This window comes from Maribacter litoralis (genome assembly GCF_902506355.1).
In the GTDB taxonomy this organism is placed as follows: Bacteria; Bacteroidota; Bacteroidia; order Flavobacteriales; family Flavobacteriaceae; genus Maribacter; species Maribacter litoralis.
In genome coordinates this window covers 1,751,971-1,770,727 of record NZ_LR733271.1, presented here as the reverse complement: position 1 = coordinate 1,770,727, position 18,757 = coordinate 1,751,971, and the positions used below count along the sequence as shown (strand labels likewise).

General features: G+C 33.1%; 16 protein-coding genes. 3 read left to right on the top strand and 13 right to left on the bottom strand.

All coding sequences use genetic code 11. The features are described 5' to 3' along the window. Positions 1-15: 15 nt before the first annotated feature. Genes EXIGUO8A_RS07405 through EXIGUO8A_RS07360 form a run of 10 tightly spaced genes read right to left on the bottom strand, consistent with a single transcriptional unit; the run spans position 16 to position 11,054 of the window. A complete protein-coding gene (locus tag EXIGUO8A_RS07405) occupies positions 16-1,428 on the bottom strand; it encodes a lipopolysaccharide biosynthesis protein (protein WP_159302609.1) in 1,413 nt (470 codons plus the stop codon). Beyond that, complete coding sequence (locus EXIGUO8A_RS07400) at positions 1,409-2,725, bottom strand: O-antigen ligase family protein (protein ID WP_159302608.1); 1,317 nt, start codon at positions 2,723-2,725, stop codon at positions 1,409-1,411. Before EXIGUO8A_RS07400 ends, EXIGUO8A_RS07405 begins: the two co-directional genes overlap by 20 nt. Before the next feature lie 35 nt (positions 2,726-2,760). Next, positions 2,761-3,531: a dTDP-4-dehydrorhamnose reductase gene (gene rfbD / locus EXIGUO8A_RS07395; protein ID WP_159302607.1), complete on the bottom strand. Its 771-nt coding sequence runs from the start codon at positions 3,529-3,531 to the stop codon at positions 2,761-2,763. Further along, a complete protein-coding gene (rfbC, locus tag EXIGUO8A_RS07390; RefSeq protein WP_159302606.1) occupies positions 3,528-4,073 on the bottom strand; it encodes a dTDP-4-dehydrorhamnose 3,5-epimerase in 546 nt (181 codons plus the stop codon). The genes rfbD and rfbC overlap by 4 nt, the downstream gene beginning before the upstream one ends. After that, positions 4,070-4,930, bottom strand: coding sequence for a glucose-1-phosphate thymidylyltransferase RfbA (rfbA, locus tag EXIGUO8A_RS07385; RefSeq protein ID WP_159302605.1), 861 nt, complete (start codon positions 4,928-4,930; stop codon positions 4,070-4,072). The genes rfbC and rfbA overlap by 4 nt, the downstream gene beginning before the upstream one ends. A 2-nt stretch (positions 4,931-4,932) precedes the next feature. Then, positions 4,933-5,940: a dTDP-glucose 4,6-dehydratase gene (rfbB, locus tag EXIGUO8A_RS07380; protein WP_159302604.1), complete on the bottom strand. Its 1,008-nt coding sequence runs from the start codon at positions 5,938-5,940 to the stop codon at positions 4,933-4,935. 3 nt (positions 5,941-5,943) lie between these two features. Next, positions 5,944-6,939: a hypothetical protein gene (locus tag EXIGUO8A_RS07375; protein ID WP_159302603.1), complete on the bottom strand. Its 996-nt coding sequence runs from the start codon at positions 6,937-6,939 to the stop codon at positions 5,944-5,946. Beyond that, on the bottom strand, positions 6,940-8,622 hold the full coding sequence (locus EXIGUO8A_RS07370; protein WP_116771597.1) for a DUF6909 family protein: 1,683 nt from the start codon (positions 8,620-8,622) through the stop codon (positions 6,940-6,942). A gap of 45 nt (positions 8,623-8,667) precedes the next feature. Continuing rightward, the gene (locus EXIGUO8A_RS07365) at positions 8,668-10,173 is read right to left on the bottom strand and encodes a GH3 auxin-responsive promoter family protein (RefSeq protein ID WP_159302602.1); all 1,506 of its coding nucleotides are present in this window, start codon (positions 10,171-10,173) and stop codon (positions 8,668-8,670) included. 8 nt (positions 10,174-10,181) lie between these two features. After that, complete coding sequence (locus EXIGUO8A_RS07360; RefSeq protein ID WP_159302601.1) at positions 10,182-11,054, bottom strand: M23 family metallopeptidase; 873 nt, start codon at positions 11,052-11,054, stop codon at positions 10,182-10,184. Positions 11,055-11,251: 197 nt separating this feature from the next. Between EXIGUO8A_RS07360 and tatA the strand changes: the two genes are divergently transcribed. From tatA to EXIGUO8A_RS07345, 3 genes are all read left to right on the top strand, one after another. Beyond that, positions 11,252-11,440, top strand: a complete 189-nt coding sequence (gene tatA, locus EXIGUO8A_RS07355; RefSeq protein ID WP_159302600.1) for a twin-arginine translocase TatA/TatE family subunit — start codon at positions 11,252-11,254, stop codon at positions 11,438-11,440. 313 nt (positions 11,441-11,753) lie between these two features. After that, entirely contained in the window at positions 11,754-14,189 is a 2,436-nt protein-coding gene (locus EXIGUO8A_RS07350; RefSeq protein ID WP_159302599.1) for an OmpA family protein, read from the top strand. A gap of 279 nt (positions 14,190-14,468) precedes the next feature. Then, positions 14,469-14,645: a DUF6747 family protein gene (locus tag EXIGUO8A_RS07345; RefSeq protein ID WP_164674209.1), complete on the top strand. Its 177-nt coding sequence runs from the start codon at positions 14,469-14,471 to the stop codon at positions 14,643-14,645. A 100-nt stretch (positions 14,646-14,745) separates the two neighbouring features. On the opposite strand, the gene EXIGUO8A_RS07340 is transcribed toward EXIGUO8A_RS07345, so the two are convergent. The 3 genes from EXIGUO8A_RS07340 to EXIGUO8A_RS07330 all read right to left on the bottom strand — a co-directional run bounded on the left by EXIGUO8A_RS07340 (position 14,746) and on the right by EXIGUO8A_RS07330 (position 18,701). Continuing rightward, a complete protein-coding gene (locus EXIGUO8A_RS07340) occupies positions 14,746-15,750 on the bottom strand; it encodes a DUF4837 family protein (RefSeq protein WP_159302598.1) in 1,005 nt (334 codons plus the stop codon). Positions 15,751-15,762: 12 nt separating this feature from the next. After that, positions 15,763-17,394 carry a LysM peptidoglycan-binding domain-containing protein gene (locus tag EXIGUO8A_RS07335; protein WP_236564451.1) on the bottom strand — a complete coding sequence of 544 codons (1,632 nt, stop codon included), beginning with the start codon at positions 17,392-17,394 and terminating at the stop codon, positions 15,763-15,765. A gap of 116 nt (positions 17,395-17,510) precedes the next feature. After that, positions 17,511-18,701: a phosphoglycerate kinase gene (locus EXIGUO8A_RS07330; RefSeq protein ID WP_159302597.1), complete on the bottom strand. Its 1,191-nt coding sequence runs from the start codon at positions 18,699-18,701 to the stop codon at positions 17,511-17,513. Between the last annotated feature and the right edge of the window lie 56 nt (positions 18,702-18,757).

Sequence of the window (18,757 nt, the reverse complement as noted above, 5' to 3'; positions counted from 1 at the left end):
GCTATATTAAAATAGTTAACGTTTAAATTTTGATAAAATAATTGAACTATACTTTAAGAAAATATCTTTATTAAGCAATAAACTTATCATTAGCGCAACTACAAAACTACTAATAAATGATAGAAGAGTTCCAAAAATGGAAATAGACCAAATTAATAATCCTATTACAATGTAAAATAGGAACCTTTGATATGGTATTTTAACCTTTACAAATTGTTGAATATCTATAAACCGATATAACAACCAGATAAAATTTCCTAAAGTAAAAACAATTGATGCGCCAAGTAAATCATATCTAGGAATAACTAAAAACCCTAATAAAACAATTATTAAACCAGATAGTAAGGAAGTTTTAAAAGCATTAATATTCTTCTTTACACATTGATAAATAATGCCTAAAACAGAAGACAATGACATAAATACTATACCTAAACCTAAGATAGGTATATAATTCAAAGCACCAAGAAATTTATTGTCTATTACCAATGGTAACGCTAATTGTTGAACACCTATCATCATATACCAAAGTGAAAAAAGAATCACCGAGTATGTTTTAATGGTATTTGCAAAGTATTCTTGAAACCCTTCTTTACCAAAAACTGCATACAACTTGTCTTGAAAAGAATAATAAAAAATACGGTTAAAAATTTGAATTACATATGCTATTTTAAAAGCTATGGCATAAATTCCGTTAGCGCTAAGGGTTAAAAATGTTGCAATTACATATTTACTAGATTGATTATTTAACCACAAGCTTATTGCATTTAATACTAACGGAAAAGAATATGTCAAAAGCTCTTTACTAGTATTAAAGTTTAATAAAGCAAGGCTAATATACTTGTAGATCTTCAAAAATAATAAGTAAACTAAAAATGCTAATGAAGCAAAGCCATAAGCAATGAATATAGCTTTCAACCCATGATTTTGCACTAAAAAAATAGTGCAAAAAAGAACTATAAGTATATAAGTTAACTCGGTAAAAACATAATGAGAAGAAGAATACACACTTCTTACTACCTGCTTAGCTATAATGTAGAAAAAATTTGAAATAAAATACAAAAATACATAAGGTGCCAATTTTAACGCAAAAAAAAAGTCAATTGAAAAATAGACAATAGAGAAAATTAAAAGACCTATGATAAATATAATAAGACAATTGGTGACAACTTTTGTCAAATTTTCCTTGTCTTTACTAGAAAGTGTCCATCTAATTACAGCTAGCTCCACATGACCAAAAAAGATTGGAGCAAATAAAATTAAAGATGAGGCAACAAGATCAAAATATCCTAATTCTTCATTTGTAAGATAAAAGGTATATAATGGAACCAAAAAAAAATTGATTACCAAAGTACCAATATTACCAATTCCATAAATTATAGAGCCTTTAGCAAGACTCTTCGGTTTTACCTCAGTTTTCTCTTTGGTCATTTAGATGGTTTAATGAATGAAAAAGAGTGTTAAGAATTGCAAACAAGAAAACACCAGACATCCTAACTAGTATATTTTCTGTTAAAAGACCGATTGTAAATATTAACAGAAAAAAACCATAGCAAAAACTATTCGATTTAATTGCAATTTGTAGATTAGTAAATAGCATAAATAAAAAGAAAAGCAGTGTAATAATCCCTCCCGCTAACCACAGATTTAAATAATAATTGTGAGAATTAATATTAGATCCTACTGACTCATATTCAGCAACAACATAATCATTTTCTTGATAGCAATTATTTAATTCATTTTGAACGTCTCCAACTCCATATCCAAATATAACATTGTTTTTAATCAATTGTATAGAACAGCTATATATGTAAATACGTTTATCTGTGCCTTCTTCTAAATCGTTTTCTGATATTGACTTTAATAGTTTTATTACTGATGTTGTATTCTTATTTGAGTAAGTCTTAAAAAAACCTGAATTTAAAGAAAAGAAACCAAGAATAATTAGAAGCGATAGATAAACAACTTTCTTTAAGCTTCCTTCAAAATAAAAGAAAGGAAACGTGATTATTAAAAGAAATAATGTCAAAACAGTAGTTATAGCCTGTGTGTAGATAATTGCTACCATAAATAACAATATTAAAAAAGTTAAGACTACTTTTTTTAAATTATTTACTTTGTGTTTAACTATTAAGTTAACCGACAGAACAATTGCAACGAGAAATTGAAGGGACAAATAAACTTTATGGGATTCAAATAGTACCTCTAAATGTTTATATGCTTTAGAGAGCACGAATTCATAAGGATAGGTATTTAAAGCCTTAAGCTGTTCTAAAAAGGTTTTTTCTGAAAGCTTATAAATCCTGTCAACTTCTAAAGCTTCTATTAACAGATTATAAAAATATACCAATAAGATAAAAACGCTTATTATAAACCCATAAGAGAAATACTCTAACGTACTTTTCTTAATTCTGGGCAAAAAATATAAAGTGATAGCTGGAAAAAAAAGAAGAAGTAAACTAGCTTGCAATGATTTAAATGCAATAAAATAATCATTAGAATAAACTATAGAAATAACAAGCAAAATATAGAAACCACAGTTCGCTATTAACGGTTTTAACCCTAGTTTATTAAATCTATTTTTAAAATTGTTCCAATAAAATAACAAAGTTGTCGCCAAATAAAGCATCCCAAGCATTGAAGCAATATTCGCCTTCATTATAGGAAAAAATGATAAGGTAAATAATAAAAAATATGGAATATTTTGAAATACCTTTTGTTTTGGCATTTTAAAGTTTTTAAATGTAGATTTAAGGATAATAGTTATAAAAGCACACTATTTACCGGCCTTCTAACAAAAGTACGATAATTCTTATCTCTGCGTAATTGAACCGTCTTCTCTAATTCATGCTCAATTAATATCTTCTTGGCAAAATCAAACCAGGTACAGGAATAATCATCTGTAAAGTGTTCTATACCAAAGTTATTATTCTGGATTAATTTTTCTACTAAGTACAATGCCAAATTATTAGCGTTAGTAGGACAACCCAACTGTTCATCGGTAACCGAAAGATTTTCTCCAGCCTTAGCCTTCTTCAGAATAGTAGTATAAAAATTCTTGCCAAATTCAGAATACAACCAAGATGTTCTTATAATACAATAATTGTCCATTATCTCTTGAATATGCTTTTCACCTAGTAATTTAGATTTACCATATTCATTAATTGGGTTAGGCACATCCTTTACGGTATACGGTTCATCCTTTTCACCATCAAATACATAATCGGTAGAAATGTGTATTAAAGTCGTATTATATCTTTTACAAACATTGGCTAAGTTCTTAACACCTTCTGCATTTACCTTATAAGCAATATCTGGTGTTTTCTCGGCTTGTTCTACATTTGTGTATGCGGCGCAGTTAATGCAATAATTAAAATTGCCCTTTACAAATGCTTCTTCTATTCCTAAAATATCAGTGATATCTAACTCCTTGGAACTTTTAAATATAACATTCAATTCTTTATATGATGGAGTTATTTTTTGCAAACATTGACCTAGTTGCCCATTGGCTCCTGTTACTAATACTTTCTTCATTTTTCTAAATCTTTGAAACTAGGCAGAAGCATGTCTTTCTTTGACACGATCAGTTCTGAAATCGGGTAGCTCCAGTCTATTCCTAAATCTGGATCACTATATAAAATGCCCGATTCCAATTCAGGGTCGTAATAATTATCACATAAATAAGTGAAAATTACTTCGTTGGATAGTGTTACAAAACCATGGGCCATACCTTTTGGTATATAAAGGCTTGTGCGGTTTTTATCAGATAAATTAACCTTGATATGCTGTCCAAAAGTTTCACTATTTGGTCTTAAATCTACCACTACATCTATTACTTCTCCTCTTTGGACGGAAACTAATTTAGACTGTGCCCCTAGTCCTTTTTGGTAATGCAAACCACGTAAAACTCCTTTCTTAGATATAGATGTGTTCTCTTGTACAAAACCTACTTGATACCCTAAAACACTTTCAAGTTCCTTTTTTTTAAAGACCTCATAAAAGACACCTCTATTATCTTCATAAATTTGAGGCTCTAGAATTAAACAACCCTTTAGCTTTGTTTCGGTTATTTTCATTTAATCAAATTCATTAAATATTCCCCATAACCACTCTTTAACAAAGGTTTTGCCAGTTTTTCAAGTTGCTTTGCATCAATAAAGCCCTGAGTAAAAGCTACTTCTTCTATACAACCTATTTTCAATCCTTGTCGTTCTTCAATAACCTGCACAAATTGAGAAGCTTGCATTAGAGAACTGAATGTACCAGTGTCTAGCCATGCAATTCCTTTATCCAGTACACTTACTTTCAAATTACCTTTATTTAAGTAAGCAATATTTACATCAGTGATTTCCAGTTCTCCTCTTTTGCTCGGTTCTATTTGCTCGGCAATCTTTACTACATTATTATCGTAAAAATAAATTCCCGGTATAGCATAATTAGATTTAGGAATATGAGGTTTTTCAACAATTGAAATAGCTTTTCCAAATTCATCAAATTCAACCACACCATATCTATTTGGATTATTTACATGATACCCATAAATTATACCGCCTTCTGGCTTAGAATTTTCTTTTAATAATTTTTCCAGGCCATTACCGTAGAAAATATTATCTCCTAAAACTAGAGCTACCTTACTATTGCCAATAAATCCCTTACCTATTATAAAAGCCTCTGCCAAACCCTTTGGTTTTGGCTGAATAGCATATTGAAATGTACAACCCAATTGTTTACCGTCTGACAGTAGTTTTTTGAATAACGGTAAATCATCTGGTGTAGTTATTATTAGAATATCCCTTATTCCAGCAATCATTAGCGTAGATAACGGGTAATAAATCATTGGCTTATCGTAAATTGGCATTAACTGCTTACTTAATGCTTTTGTCAAAGGCCAAAGTCGCGATCCCGTACCTCCTGCAAGTAAAATTCCTTTCATAATTATATAGATTGATACTTTTTTAAATACCAGTCAACTGTCTTGTCTAAACCAGTATGGAAACTTTCTAGAGCACTCCAACCTAGTTCTTTTTTAATTTTGGATGCATCAATGGCATACCTAAAATCATGACCTAATCGATCCTCAACAAACTTAATTTGGTCCCTGTAACCGCCATTACTTTTGGGTACTTTTAAATCTATAAATTCACAAATTTTTTCAGCTATCGTTAAATTATCATATTCATTATTACCTCCCAAAAGGTAAGTTTCACCAGCAACGCCGTTAAAATAGATAAGATCTATTCCTTTACAATGATCCTCTACAAATAACCAATCTCTTACATTTTTACCATTTCCATAAATTGGAATTTTTAATCCTTTTATAGCAGACTTAATGATAGTAGGAATTAATTTTTCATCATGCTGTTTCGGTCCATAATTATTTGAGCAATTACTGGTGACTACGTTCATACCATAAGTATGATGATAACTTCTAACCAAAAAATCAGATGAAGCCTTAGATGCACTGTAAGGACTATTTGGCTGGTATTTTGACCCTTCGGTAAAAAAACCATTTTCACCTAAAGACCCATAAACTTCATCTGTGCTAATATGATGAAATCTATAATTTTCACCTTTCCAATAGTTTCTAGCTGCCTCTAATAACGTAAAAGTACCTTCAATATTGGTTTTTATGAATTGCCCTGGAGAGTTAATTGAATTATCTACATGTGACTCTGCGGCAAAATTGATTACGCCTTTTATTTCATGCTTATGAAATAGTTTTGAAACTAAGGTTGCATCGCAAATATCTCCTTCAATAAAAGTGTAATTAGGATTATTACTTAATTCACTCAAGTTGTTTACATCACCAGCATAGGTTAGTTTGTCTAAGTTAACTACTCTAATATTAGGGTATTTCGTTAAAAAGTAAACAATAAAATTGCTCCCTATAAAACCAGCACCACCAGTGATTAGAATTGTGTTGTCAGATAGCTGGTCTATCATACACTACATTAAAGATTTTGCCTTCTTATTCAAATAAAGGAGTGCTGAAAATACGAAGAAGCCAGAAAGAAGTAATAATGGAATCAACACAATACTCTTCCCAAAAAACGACTTATGTTCTACTTGTGTTTCCCCAAGGTTGATAACACTTACTGGCACAGTACGTTCTTCTAGTTCTATTTTTTTGGATTCTATATCTCTGATCAGTCCTGTTTTGTATTCAAAAATATCAGCAATGTTCACTTGTTCTTGGTTATCAAGAATAATCTTATCAGTTGCAGTACTATTACCTTTGTTAGCTAGACCACTTGTATAATTAACTATAATCTCGTCTACTTGTTTTAATAATTTCTCGTCTTGTTCAATACGATCTTGGGCATTATTTCTATATATTTCTAATAGCCCGTTAAAATAGGTATTGGAGTTAATATAATCTAAAACCTTTTTTGCAAACTGCTTACCAAATGCAGCATTGTTATAATAAAAAGTAATTCTATGGTTGAAAGAGCTTTTGTTTTGTAACTCGGCCCTAACGATATCAGCAATAGCATCTGTATTTTCAAAGCTTTGAAGCAGTTCTAAATATTTTAAGTCACTTTCAGAATTGCTTACCTCTGCGACTCTACCTATTTCAATTTTTAAACCTGTAAAATCAACTTCATTTATACCTATGGTATTAAAAAACAAAGTATCTTTCGCTTGTATATTAGATTGTATTTCGGTTACAACATCATATAAATAGTTTTTACTTTCCAATTGAGGTTTAACAATGACCTCTGTTTTATATTTTTTAGATATAATTTGATTGAGACCGTACCCAATTGCAAGACCAACAACAACCAGGCCAATAAGTATGAGTAGATTCTTTTTAAAATATAGAAAAACTCTTAAAAACCAACGAAAAACAGCATTAAAGCCCCTTCCTATTAATTGAAATAACTGCCCCAAATCAATTTCGTCTGAGTTGTTTTGGGTAGATGGTGATTGATTGCTTGCCATTTATGTAGTAAATATTTGCTTTAAAATTTTATCTGTAATTAAGTATGTAGGTTTTACTCCTGTTGTACCCAAGCCCCCTGAAGCTAATGTGCTTCCTGTTTCCAATGGATTGTCTGATGCATAATATGCATAACGTACTTTTACATCTTCGCCTATACTTTTTCTAATTTTTGAAGCTGACTGAATTGCTTTTTGATAATGCACTCCCTCCATTTCCAGTCCGATAACGTTCCATGTGGACTTGTGAAAGAACTTTAATATATCTTTATTCTGTAGTGATGTTCCCAACACGGTTACCATAGTACCTTCAAAAACCTGTAAACCATATCCTTCAAAATCCTTAGCACACAATTCATTGTTAAAAGGATAGTTGTCTGCCGTTCCTTCAAAAATATGTGCAGAAGGAATCATTAAATCTCCTTTTCCCCCTTCTAGAATACCAGCTTTACCCATAATTGAAACCGAGTCCACATTAATTAACGAAGAACCATTCTTTTTAGTTACATATGGCTTCAATAACTCATCGATAGTTTCATATGCCTGTTCGCCAAATGCGTAATCCATTACAAATATAACAGGTTTTTTATCATCCTGTGTTTCCGAAAATTCGTACGAGCAATTATTGATTTTTATTTTCGCCGTATCAAAAATTTGAACATCAATATTTGTCCCAGATGTATCATCAATAGCGATCATTCCGTTTTCTTCAGCTACATCAATAACTTTCTTTCTTAGCGCTGCATTACCAGAACTACTTAGTGCTTCAAAAATTTCTAATGAATCTGTATTTGGAAATTCACTTTTTAATGCTGCTTTAGCAAATAGTGAATTCATTACACTATGCATATTTGCAGATATGATATGAATAGGTCTATGTAAAAGATTATTTTGTGTTAATACCTCTTTTATATTATTTGCCCATCTTTCACCGTGAATATGATGTCCCAATCTCTCCCTTAAAAGTGCACTAAAAGTAATGGCCCTTTTCTCACCCGTTATCTCTTCATCAAGTGCAAGTTTACCTAACCAGTATATTACTTTTAAAAAGCGATCGGGATTATCTTTGGTACTGAACTTTTTATATACCTCTAATATCTCCTCAAACGATCTTCCTAAGATATTTGCCGTATGGATAATTGCAATTTCACGTTCCGATTGCGGTAGTTCTTCTTTTTGAACCGCATTCTCTAGCTTAGTCCAGTCTCTAATTGTTTTATCAGTATCCGTTATCAGTACCTTTTTACAGATTTTCTCAGATTCAATGAACAGAAAGGTTAGGTGGGTTAAAATATCATAGATATCTGAACGACCCCTTGTTATCTCAATATTCATTTGCTCATCGTCGATACGATAACAGTTTCTTCTTCTTTTTGGAGGAATTATTGGATTGATATGTGAAATACCATATCCTTCATCTGAAGTTAAATTGATGAATGAACACTGTTCTATACCTTCTGGCAATCTTTCCAAAACGTAAATAAGTCCGTTGAGTTCTGCCTTTTCCTCGCCTACAGATCCATATATTTCGGGCCTTAGTTGTAAAAGCGCATTTTTTAAAGCTTCCCCAGAAACGCCGTTAGGCTTATAAAACCCTCTATTAAACAAATGGCGCATAGTAATATACATGCGTTCAATAGCATTTGTAGATTCTTGAGCTCTAGTTGTTGTAATTGCTTTTCCCATTGAAAATTTCGATCGAAATTACGATTTATAATTTGTTATTAAAAGTTAGCTATTACTAAGCTTAAATTTTGACAAGCCATCGGCTACTTTCCTATCATTTGACAATCGTTGCACCTTATTTTGTCCGCCAAGTTTACCAATAGACTTCATATACTCTAAAAAGGCCCCGCTTTGTACCGGAGTTATTTTTAAGGTTTGTAACACCTTACCCACTATTAAATCGTAATAATAACTGTTTTGTTGCTGTAAAGCCAAATCAAGTTCTTTGATGAACAATTCCATATCACTTGGTAACTTTTCAAATTCAATGAACCATTCATGATATGGCAATTCATTTTCAGCCGGCACAATTTGGGGAGCTACCGTAAATTCACTTACACTTGCATCTGTAGCTTTTGTAGCAACCAACATTGCTTCTTCAACTTCTTTAGCGATTACATGTTCTCCAAAGGCTGAAATAAAATGTTTAATACGCCCCGATACAACAATTTTAAAAGGATTTTTTGAAATAAACCGAATGGTATCACCTAAATTATATCCCCATAAACCTGCATTGGTAGAGATTATCATTACATAGTCTACACCTAGTTCCACATCTTTTATAGTGATGCGTTTGGGGTGTTCATCGTAAAATTCATCTGAGCGGATAAACTCATAAAATATACCCGCATCCAAAAGCAAAAGCATGCCATTTTCTTTTTGCGAATTTTGATAGGCAAAAAATCCTTCGCTTGCAGGAAAAAGTTCAATACTTGCCACTTTTCTACCTATTAATGCTTCAAACTTCTTTCTATAAGGCTCAAAATTTACTCCGCCATAAATAAAAAGCTCAAAATTTTTAAAAAGGTCACCCACATACTCATTGGTATTTTCTTTGAGTTTTTCAAAATACATTTGCACCCATGAAGGTATACCGGCAATAACGGTCATATCTTCATTTTTTGTTTCCTCTACAATTGCATTGACTTTGGTTTCCCAATCTTCGATACAATTTGTTTCCCAACTAGGCATTCTGTTTTTTTGCAGATAATTGGGAACATAATGAGCAGATATTCCAGAAAGTCTCCCCAGTTTAACTCCGTTCTTTTCTTGTAATACAGGACTTCCTTGTAAAAAAATCATTTTACCGGTTACAAATTCTGCATTACCGGTTTCATGTATATAATTTAGTATTGCGTTTCTAGAGGCCTTTACCTGTTCTTTAATGCTACCCTCTGTAATAGGAATATATTTCGCCCCTGAAGTAGTACCTGATGTTTTGGCAAAATAGAGTGGTTTGCCAGGCCAAAGAATATCCTCTTTTCCTTCTACAGCTAAATTTACATATAATTTTAGCTCCTCATAATCCCTAACGGGTACTTGAGCAATAAAATCGCTATGCTTTTTAATGGTTTTAAAACCATGGTCCTTACCAAACTTAGTGTCGCTTGCCTTTGCAATTAGGCTTTTGAAAACCTTGTCTTGCGTTTCAATAGGGTTATTTACCCATTTAGCCGTTCTTTTGGCAATGCGATGAGCAAATATTTTAGCAGCAATAGTCTTTAAAGACATTTATGAATTTAATTAAAGTCAATATAATTTGTAGGGTCAATTGGAGTACCGTTGTCCCAAATTTCAAAGTGCAGGTGCGGACCGGTAGTGAGTTCTCCCGTATTACCAACAGCAGCGATTACCTCTCCACCTCTTACAATATTACCTTGAAATTTAGATAAGGAACCATTGTGCTTATAAACACTCAAAAGTCCTCCTTCATGCTCTATGATAATTACATAACCCGTATCTGCTGTCCATTCGGAAAATATTACGGTTCCATTTGCAACGGCTTTAACAGGGCTACCGGTAACGGCGGTAACATCAACCGCATAATGTTTTTCATTTGGTTCAAAACCCATTGATATAGGTCCTGATACTGGTGTAAATAAAACTAAATTTTTCTTATCGATCGTACGTTCAAATAAATTGTATTTATCTTCAAGTGCAACCTCGGCCCGTAATAACGAATCCTCCTTAATCGGACTTAAGTCTACAGATGCAGGGTCTAGTTTATATTGCTGAAATAGAGAGTCTCTATTTACCACGGTATTTTCTATGTCACCCTTTAATACCATTCGAATATTGTCTAAATACTTATTGGTATAATTTAAGGTCCTTATTAAAGAATCTGTTTTGTACGTAAGTTCGGTAGCTTCCTTTTTAAGTCTGGTTGATGAATAACCAGGTATATACTCCCGCAAAGGAGTAAAGGCAATTAACAAGGTGGTAAGACCTATTAAACCTATCATAAAAAGAGAACCCGTTACAAATACGTTAAGCCTACTTAATTTAAAAGAAATCTTTTCTTCAAAAGTACTTTCGTTTAGAATAACCAAACGGTACTTATGCAGTAGTTTACGTTTTATCTCTTTTCTTTTTTTGACTTTCTTTTTGGCCATCTTAACAAAGATAAACTTAGAATTTAATTTTAAACCTATTCACCTAAGAAATATAACGGCAATAACGATAGCTTTTTGCCCGTTTATACCCAAATAATAGTTAAAATATACAAACCTGAAAAACGTATTTAGATATACTGAAGAATTCTACAGTAGTTTTTAGTATCTTTGAAATCCATATTTTAAATTATAGTCTTATGACATTCTTATCTACATTTTTGGCCATAGGCGCTCCACAAATAATATTAGTGGTAGTCGTGATTCTACTATTATTCGGTGGAAAAAAGATTCCTGAACTTATGAGAGGTTTAGGTAGTGGAATCAAAGAGTTTAAAGACGCCTCTAAAGAGGATGAACAAATAGAAGAAAAGAACAAGGAGCAATAAATAAGATTGCTTCCTTTCACAATTATAAAGCCCTGTTTTACAGGGCATTTTGTTTGCTTAAAATTTTAAAAACACATTCAATTTCATAACAACAGTATCTCCAATCTAATGCTTTATTCAGTGCTTACACTTACGTATAGCTACTACATAATATTCGTACACGACAAAAAAAGCCTCTTTCACAACAATTAGTATTTAGAATACCCATATAAATCTAATTTCGTTAGACGTACGGCACTAAAAACCTATAGCAAACCGTTCGTACAATACTTAACCCCCTGTTGAATTTATCATTCGGCTAAGATTTATATTTATGAGAAGTGTTTTAAATTTTATTTTTCTAGTCTTTGTTTTATCCGCCCATGCTCAAAATTTTGGTGATGGCATAGAAACAGAATTTCCTCAAGAAAAAGGTTATGACGCTAATACTTTAGCGTTTAATGAAGAGGAAGACAAAAAAGAATTTCAAAAAGCTGCTGAAGCCATACCCGTTCCATATAGAGCATTCAATAAGATTGAAAATATAGAAAATGGTTATTACGTTATTTCAGGCACGTTCTCAAAAGATAAAAACTTAAAATCTCAAGTAAGAAAGCTCAATAAAAAAGGTTTTAATGCTGGCTATTTTCAAAATCCCGAGACACAACTTTATTATGTCTATTTAAACCATTACGATTCTTGGCGTGATGCTTTGAACGATTGCTCATCAAAATTTGATGGTAAATATGACGATCAAGTATGGGTGTTAAAAATTCTAGATGGTGATACGGAATCTATGGACGATATGGAAACTATTGCTGTAGAAGATGTTACATATGATATGCTTGATGCATCTAAAACAGAAAACCCAGAATCAAAAACCAAACTTGTTAAAAGAGCAGATGAGTATTTTGATAAAATGTGGTATGCTGAAGCAGCAAGGTTGTATGAACAAGCATTGTCAAAAGGTGAAAAATCATATTCTTATGATGTATTAAAGAAAGCAGGAGATGCGCATTATTTTAATACAGATATGGAGAACGCATATAAATGGTACAATATACTTTATACAAAGTATGAATCTAATATGGGTTCAGATTACTTATTTAAATATGCACATTCATTAAAAGGAATTGGTAATTACAAGAGATCAAAGCGTTTATTAAAATTATACAATAGAAAATTAGTTGGAGAAGAAGTTGCAAAACAAACCAAACAAAATGAAATTGTATTGGACGGACTTCTAAGAATGGAAGGAAAGTTTGATATCGCCAACCTTAGTATTAACTCAAAGTACTCTGAATTCTCACCTATGTACTATGGTGGTGATCAAATGGTTTTTGCCTCGGCAAAAGATTCTTCAATATTTAATACCAGAAAATATAAATGGAACAATCAACCCTATTTAGATCTATTTGTAGCAAAAGTAAATGAAGAAACACAAGACTTTAAAGACGCTTTAAAATTTTCTAAAAAAATAAATACCAAATATCACGAAGCCTCAGTTGCATTTTCACCAGATAATGAAACCATGTACTTTACCAGAAACAATTATGGTAAAAAACTCAAGCGTGACAAAAACGGAATCAACCATTTAAAAATATACCGTTCCAGAAAGGTTAATGATGAGTGGTTAGAAGCAGAAGAAGTTTCATTTAACAGCGATGCATATTCAACTGGTCACCCAGCTTTAAGCCCAGATGGTAAACAATTATACTTTGTATCGGATATGCCAGGTAGCATAGGTGAAACAGATATTTTTGTGGTTGATGTCTTAGAAAATGGTTCCTTTTCTTCGCCAAGAAATCTTGGTCCAGAAATCAATACCGAACATAAAGAAATGTTCCCGTTTATAAACGACAAGAAATTATACTTCTCATCTGACGGTCATGTAGGTTTAGGAGGTTTAGATGTATTTGAAGTGGCTTTCGACGATGAAGCCGGATTCCTAGAAGTACGAAACGTAGGCAAACCCGTAAACAGTAAAAAAGACGACTTTTCTTTTATTGTAGATGAAGAAACACAAAAAGGATACTTCGCTTCTAATCGTAGTGGTGGTAAAGGTGACGATGATATCTACTCATTTAAAACACTACATGTTGAAGAAATACCGACCAGTATTAATGCAATTTCCGGTGTTGTAACCGAATTGATAACCGGTGATATTATGCCTAATGCCTTGGTTGAGCTTCTTGATGAAAACAATATAAAGCTTAAAGAAATGGAGACCGATGAAAATGGTAATTTCATTTTTGAGGATTTAGATGCAGATACCAGATATGTTTTAAAAACTACCAAAGGTTCTTATTTTGATGATACCCGAGAGGCCGCTACCAAAGAAAACGAAATTGTCAATGTCGATGTGTCAATGAGAAAATTGAACGATATGATCGCTGTTGAAGATGGTATTAAGAAACTCAAAACAGAGATGATCCACTTTAATTTTGATAAATCATTCATTCGTAAAGATGCCGCTTTAGAACTTGATAAATTAGTAGCTGTTATGAACGATTCACCGAACATGGTCATCAAAATTGAATCTCATACAGATTCCAGGGGTGATGCCGTATATAACAAATACCTATCTGATAAACGTGCAAAATCTACAAGAGACTATATTATAGCTCAAGGTATCGATCCAAAACGTATAGAAAGTGCTATTGGATATGGTGAAGAACGCTTAATCAATGAATGTGATGGTTCTGTTCGCTGTACCGAAGAAGAACACTACTTAAACCGTAGATCAGAATTCATTATCGTGAATATGTAATACAACTTTAACTAAAGTAATTAAACCCGCTCTATAGCGGGTTTTTTGTTTATAACTCTTTTCTAAACGCTCCAGAAAACCACTTCAACCCATTTAATATACATTCTATCGATCCAATAAAATAATGACACCGGTCGTTAATCTGATCTAATAACCGTTCATAGATTTTAGTTTTAAAAGGGTACAGTTGATAGTATTAATTATCCTTTCACCTAAACTATTCCATATAATTTTCTATTATGGTGAACTTTACACCCAGCAACAACTAATATATTGATTATGGAAAAAATTACTCTAGTGAAGGAAATATACATTGAAGCTTTTAGAAATTGGAAAAGCTACATCTTAGAGCATTACTTCAAAGTATTCTCTTGGTTGTGTTTTGTGTTGATTGCTTTTGCCATGTACGCATTGATATACAGAGTATCTACCGGTTTTACATTTAGTAATCTATAAGACCGTATAATTTTAGGTTCTGAATATTTGAACTTAATTAACATTAAAGAGGCTCAGGTGTTTCCTGAGCCTCTTTTATTATATAGTAAGTACGGGAAAATTAATTCTTTTCTTCTCCTACATTAAATTGTACAGATTTTAATATCGCTTCCAGCTCGAACATATAATCTCTTTTCTTTGTAGCTGGAGCAAACACAAAGCCTTCTAAAACCAGCTTACGGTTATTCTCTTTATCGTTGATAATATAGGTCAAAAACGGACCTGCCATTGGATATGCGGACATTTCCCAGATTCCCCTAACCTCAGCTGCTTTTTTGCCAGAAACCTCGGCAGGAAAAACATATGGAGAAAAAGCTTTCTCTGTTATCATATGATTCTTTTTACCTGGTACATCCTCTCCACCAATATAGAGTCCGCCAATAGAATCTCTCATCTTAACAATGTCTTGAACAAACGTAGAATCGTTCTTAAAACTATCCCAAGGCATCGTATAGGCTATTATGTTCATGTTCCCTTTTTGAATCTGGCGATCTATCCAGACAAAATTGTCTTCTTCTCTGCCTACTCTATAAATAGAAGGTATTTTCAGTGAAATATTAAACTTGTCCTCAAGGGCCTTTTCCTTATTCAATGATTTCTCAAAACGTTTTTGCGCCTTGTCAATTTCCAAAGCCTTATAAGCAGCTATAAATTCTTCTGCAGTTTTATGGATGTTCTCAATAAGTTCTTCTTTATTATGCCCTTTAATTACGCCCACTTTTTGTGGTTTGGCATACATATTGGATTTCATATGGGCAACGTTAAGAGTATCTTCCATAACATATAAAATAGAACTAGTGTTACGAATGGCTCCGCTAAATATTTGCTGAGGAATTTGGGTGACACTAAATAGAGCTTCGTCCCAAGTTAAGCCTTGTGCCGCTGCCGTATAATTTTCACGAATGGCATCGCCCACACTACTATTCCATAAATCATTATCTATAACAACGGTAAGTGTGTTCATGGCTCCTACAGATTCTGGTAGGTAATCTGCTTTTCCTTCTTCCTTACAAGCTATTGATAGTCCTAAAATTGCTAAAAAGCAAAGTAAAATTCTTTTCTTCATTGGTGTTTTAATTTACGATGAACAGTCGCACAATTTCAATTTTGTGCCCGGTTTTAAATTATTACCACTAATACCGTTCCATTTTCGCAAATTTTCGATAGTAACTCCCGGATATTTTCTAGAAATGGTCCATAAAGAGTCGCCACTTCTTACTTCATGTATTTTCGAATTATTGGCAACCGTAGTTCTAGAAGGGGTTTCCCTAGGTTTAACCGAAGAGCTAGGGTTCTTTCTTGGGTAAATGGTCAGTCTTTGTCCAATACGCAAATTATTGCTTCGTAAACCGTTCCATTGTTTTAATTGACTAACACGAACACCGTAACGTTCTGCAATTTTTCCAAGAAAATCACCATCGCGTACTCTATAACGTATGCTATTTTCTTCAGCTGCTTTTTCTATTTTAGCTATAAGCCCTTCTTTCTCCTTTAATTCTTTTTGAACATGGGCATAAATAGCTTCTTCATTGGCTACAAATTTTCCCATTTGATGCACCGGAAGTCTCAACGCATGCGACCGACCTTTTGCAAAGGGGATTACATCTAATTTATATTGTGGGTTAAGTATCTTTAGTTCATCTTTATTGATGCCTGTAAGTTCTGTAATCTGATCGAAGGTAATCATGTGCTTGACATGAATTGTATCCGTTTCAAAATACGCTCTTTCCGCTCTTTTAGTTTTTAATCCGTGTTCCTCGGCATATTCAAAAATATACATCGTTGCTTGAAAAGCAGGTACGTAACCAGCTGTTTCCCTAGGTAGATTCCTTCTTATGTTCCAATAATTTCTTTGACCACCACTTCTGCGAATAGCTTTGTTGACATTTCCAGGACCAGAATTATAGGCTGCCAATGCCAAATCCCAATCATTATATATTCGATACAATCTATTTAAATAATTACTTGCGGCCGCGGTAGATTTTATTGGGTCACTACGTTCATCTACATAGCTGTTAATGTTCAGTTTCATTTCTTTACCCGTACCGTACATAAATTGCCAAAGCCCGGTTGCTCCTACTCTTGAACGTGCTTTGGGGTTTAAAGCAGATTCAACAATAGACAAATACTTCATTTCTAAAGGTATGTTCTTATTGTCCAACTCTTGTTCAAATAAAGGAAAGTAAAACTGACTAATGGTAAGCATGCGCTCCATTAAATCTCTTTTTCTAGTAAGAAAAGATTTTATAACACTTTCTAAAGATGAGTTGTACTCAATATTGAAAGGCGTTCTTTCATTCATTCGTGCCAAACGCATCTTTAAGGTATCGGTAGGTAAATCAAGTACAAAAGCCGCAGTTGTATCTGGTTCGGTTAATACCTCTTGATACATTTCGTTAAAAAGTGGTGCGGCGTCTACAAGTTCTTTCATCCAAAGACTGTCGAACTTGGCGGCCAACGCATGATCTTGAAGATTATAGGTAGAAGATTCTGTTGGCTTGAACAACGCCAAACTTTCTGTATTTGAGCTTTTAACTATATTCAGTTGTTCTAACGGTACCACATTATCCAAGGAATCTTGAACAACGATTATACTACTGTTTAAAGAATCTGATACTGTTGAATTGGCATCTTTTTGTTGAGCGGCACCTACAATAGGAAACAGTGCCAATCCAAAACAAAAACTTTTATAGGTTACTTTATTCATCATGGGGCGAAATATCTTAACGGAACAAACGAAAATCGTACATTTTTTAGTGAGAATAAAATATATTCTCTTAAAATGCACAAATTTTCGTCATATACCGTTTGTCGATAATGCCCTAACTACGCTAATATTGCAGCGATCCCTGGTAAGGTTTTACCTTCTAAACTTTCTAGCATTGCCCCTCCGCCTGTTGATACATAGCTTACTTTGTCTTCAAAGCCAAATTGTTTAACGGCAGCAACTGAATCTCCACCACCTACTAATGAAAATGTACCTGCTTTAGTAGCTTCTGCAATATAGTTACCTACAGCAATGGTTCCACCTGCAAATTTTTCCATTTCAAAAACACCAATTGGTCCGTTCCAAAGAATGGTTTTAGAGTTTAGAATAACACTTTTGAATATTTCCAAGGTTTTTGGACCAGCATCCAACCCTTGCCAACCATCTGGTATTTTGTCAACATCCACCACCTGAGTATTTGCATTTGCATCAAAGGCATCAGCCGCAAGCACATCGACAGGAATATGTACGTTTACATTTTTTTGTTTTGCCTTTTCTAAAATTTCCATTGCAAGGTCCATTTTATCATCCTCACAAATAGAATCACCTACTTTACCTCCTTGGGCCTTAATAAATGTATAGGTCATTCCTCCACCAATAATTAAATCATCTACCTTATCTAGAATGTTTTCTATGATAGTGATCTTTGATGAAACCTTTGCCCCACCAAGAATAGCTAAAACAGGTTTTTCACCAGTAGCCATTACTTTTTCGATTGCATCAATTTCTTTTGCCAACAAAAAGCCAAAACATTTAGCTTCTGGAAAAAATTTGGCTACGATAGTAGTTGATGCATGTGCACGGTGTGCCGTACCAAAAGCATCGTTTACATAAATATCACCAAGTTTAGAAAGTTTTTCAGCAAAACCTTCATCACCTTTTTCCTCTTCGCTATAGTATCTTAGGTTCTCTAACAAAAGTACTTCTCCATTCTTTAAATCTGCCACAGCTTTTTCAGCTTCTTCGCCAACACAATCACCGACAAATTTAACGGCAACCCCAATGATATCAGAAACAGCGTCTACAATATGACTTAATGATAAATCTGGATTACGTTCTCCTTTTGGTCTGCCTAAATGGCTCATAAGAACAGCACTACCACCATCTTCCAACACTTTTATAATCGTAGGTTTTGCAGCCTCAATTCTATTGGTATCGGTTACTTCAAAGTTTTCGTTAAGAGGTACATTGAAATCTACTCTTATCAATGCTTTTTTATCTTCAAAATTAAAGTCATTTAATACTTTCATGTAATTATCCTTTTGTTAGTTAACAAATGTAAAGATTAAAAGGTTTGTGATAAAGT

Coding starts and splice junctions, on each gene's coding strand:
- EXIGUO8A_RS07405 (WP_159302609.1), bottom strand. CDS start 1,428: ATGACCAAAGAGAAAACTGAGGTAAAACCGAAGAGTCTTGCTAAAGGC.
- EXIGUO8A_RS07400 (WP_159302608.1), bottom strand. CDS start 2,725: ATGCCAAAACAAAAGGTATTTCAAAATATTCCATATTTTTTATTATTT.
- rfbD (WP_159302607.1), bottom strand. CDS start 3,531: ATGAAGAAAGTATTAGTAACAGGAGCCAATGGGCAACTAGGTCAATGT.
- rfbC (WP_159302606.1), bottom strand. CDS start 4,073: ATGAAAATAACCGAAACAAAGCTAAAGGGTTGTTTAATTCTAGAGCCT.
- rfbA (WP_159302605.1), bottom strand. CDS start 4,930: ATGAAAGGAATTTTACTTGCAGGAGGTACGGGATCGCGACTTTGGCCT.
- rfbB (WP_159302604.1), bottom strand. CDS start 5,940: ATGATAGACCAGCTATCTGACAACACAATTCTAATCACTGGTGGTGCT.
- EXIGUO8A_RS07375 (WP_159302603.1), bottom strand. CDS start 6,939: ATGGCAAGCAATCAATCACCATCTACCCAAAACAACTCAGACGAAATT.
- EXIGUO8A_RS07370 (WP_116771597.1), bottom strand. CDS start 8,622: ATGGGAAAAGCAATTACAACAACTAGAGCTCAAGAATCTACAAATGCT.
- EXIGUO8A_RS07365 (WP_159302602.1), bottom strand. CDS start 10,173: ATGTCTTTAAAGACTATTGCTGCTAAAATATTTGCTCATCGCATTGCC.
- EXIGUO8A_RS07360 (WP_159302601.1), bottom strand. CDS start 11,054: ATGGCCAAAAAGAAAGTCAAAAAAAGAAAAGAGATAAAACGTAAACTA.
- tatA (WP_159302600.1), top strand. CDS start 11,252: ATGACATTCTTATCTACATTTTTGGCCATAGGCGCTCCACAAATAATA.
- EXIGUO8A_RS07350 (WP_159302599.1), top strand. CDS start 11,754: ATGAGAAGTGTTTTAAATTTTATTTTTCTAGTCTTTGTTTTATCCGCC.
- EXIGUO8A_RS07345 (WP_164674209.1), top strand. CDS start 14,469: ATGGAAAAAATTACTCTAGTGAAGGAAATATACATTGAAGCTTTTAGA.
- EXIGUO8A_RS07340 (WP_159302598.1), bottom strand. CDS start 15,750: ATGAAGAAAAGAATTTTACTTTGCTTTTTAGCAATTTTAGGACTATCA.
- EXIGUO8A_RS07335 (WP_236564451.1), bottom strand. CDS start 17,394: ATGATGAATAAAGTAACCTATAAAAGTTTTTGTTTTGGATTGGCACTG.
- EXIGUO8A_RS07330 (WP_159302597.1), bottom strand. CDS start 18,701: ATGAAAGTATTAAATGACTTTAATTTTGAAGATAAAAAAGCATTGATA.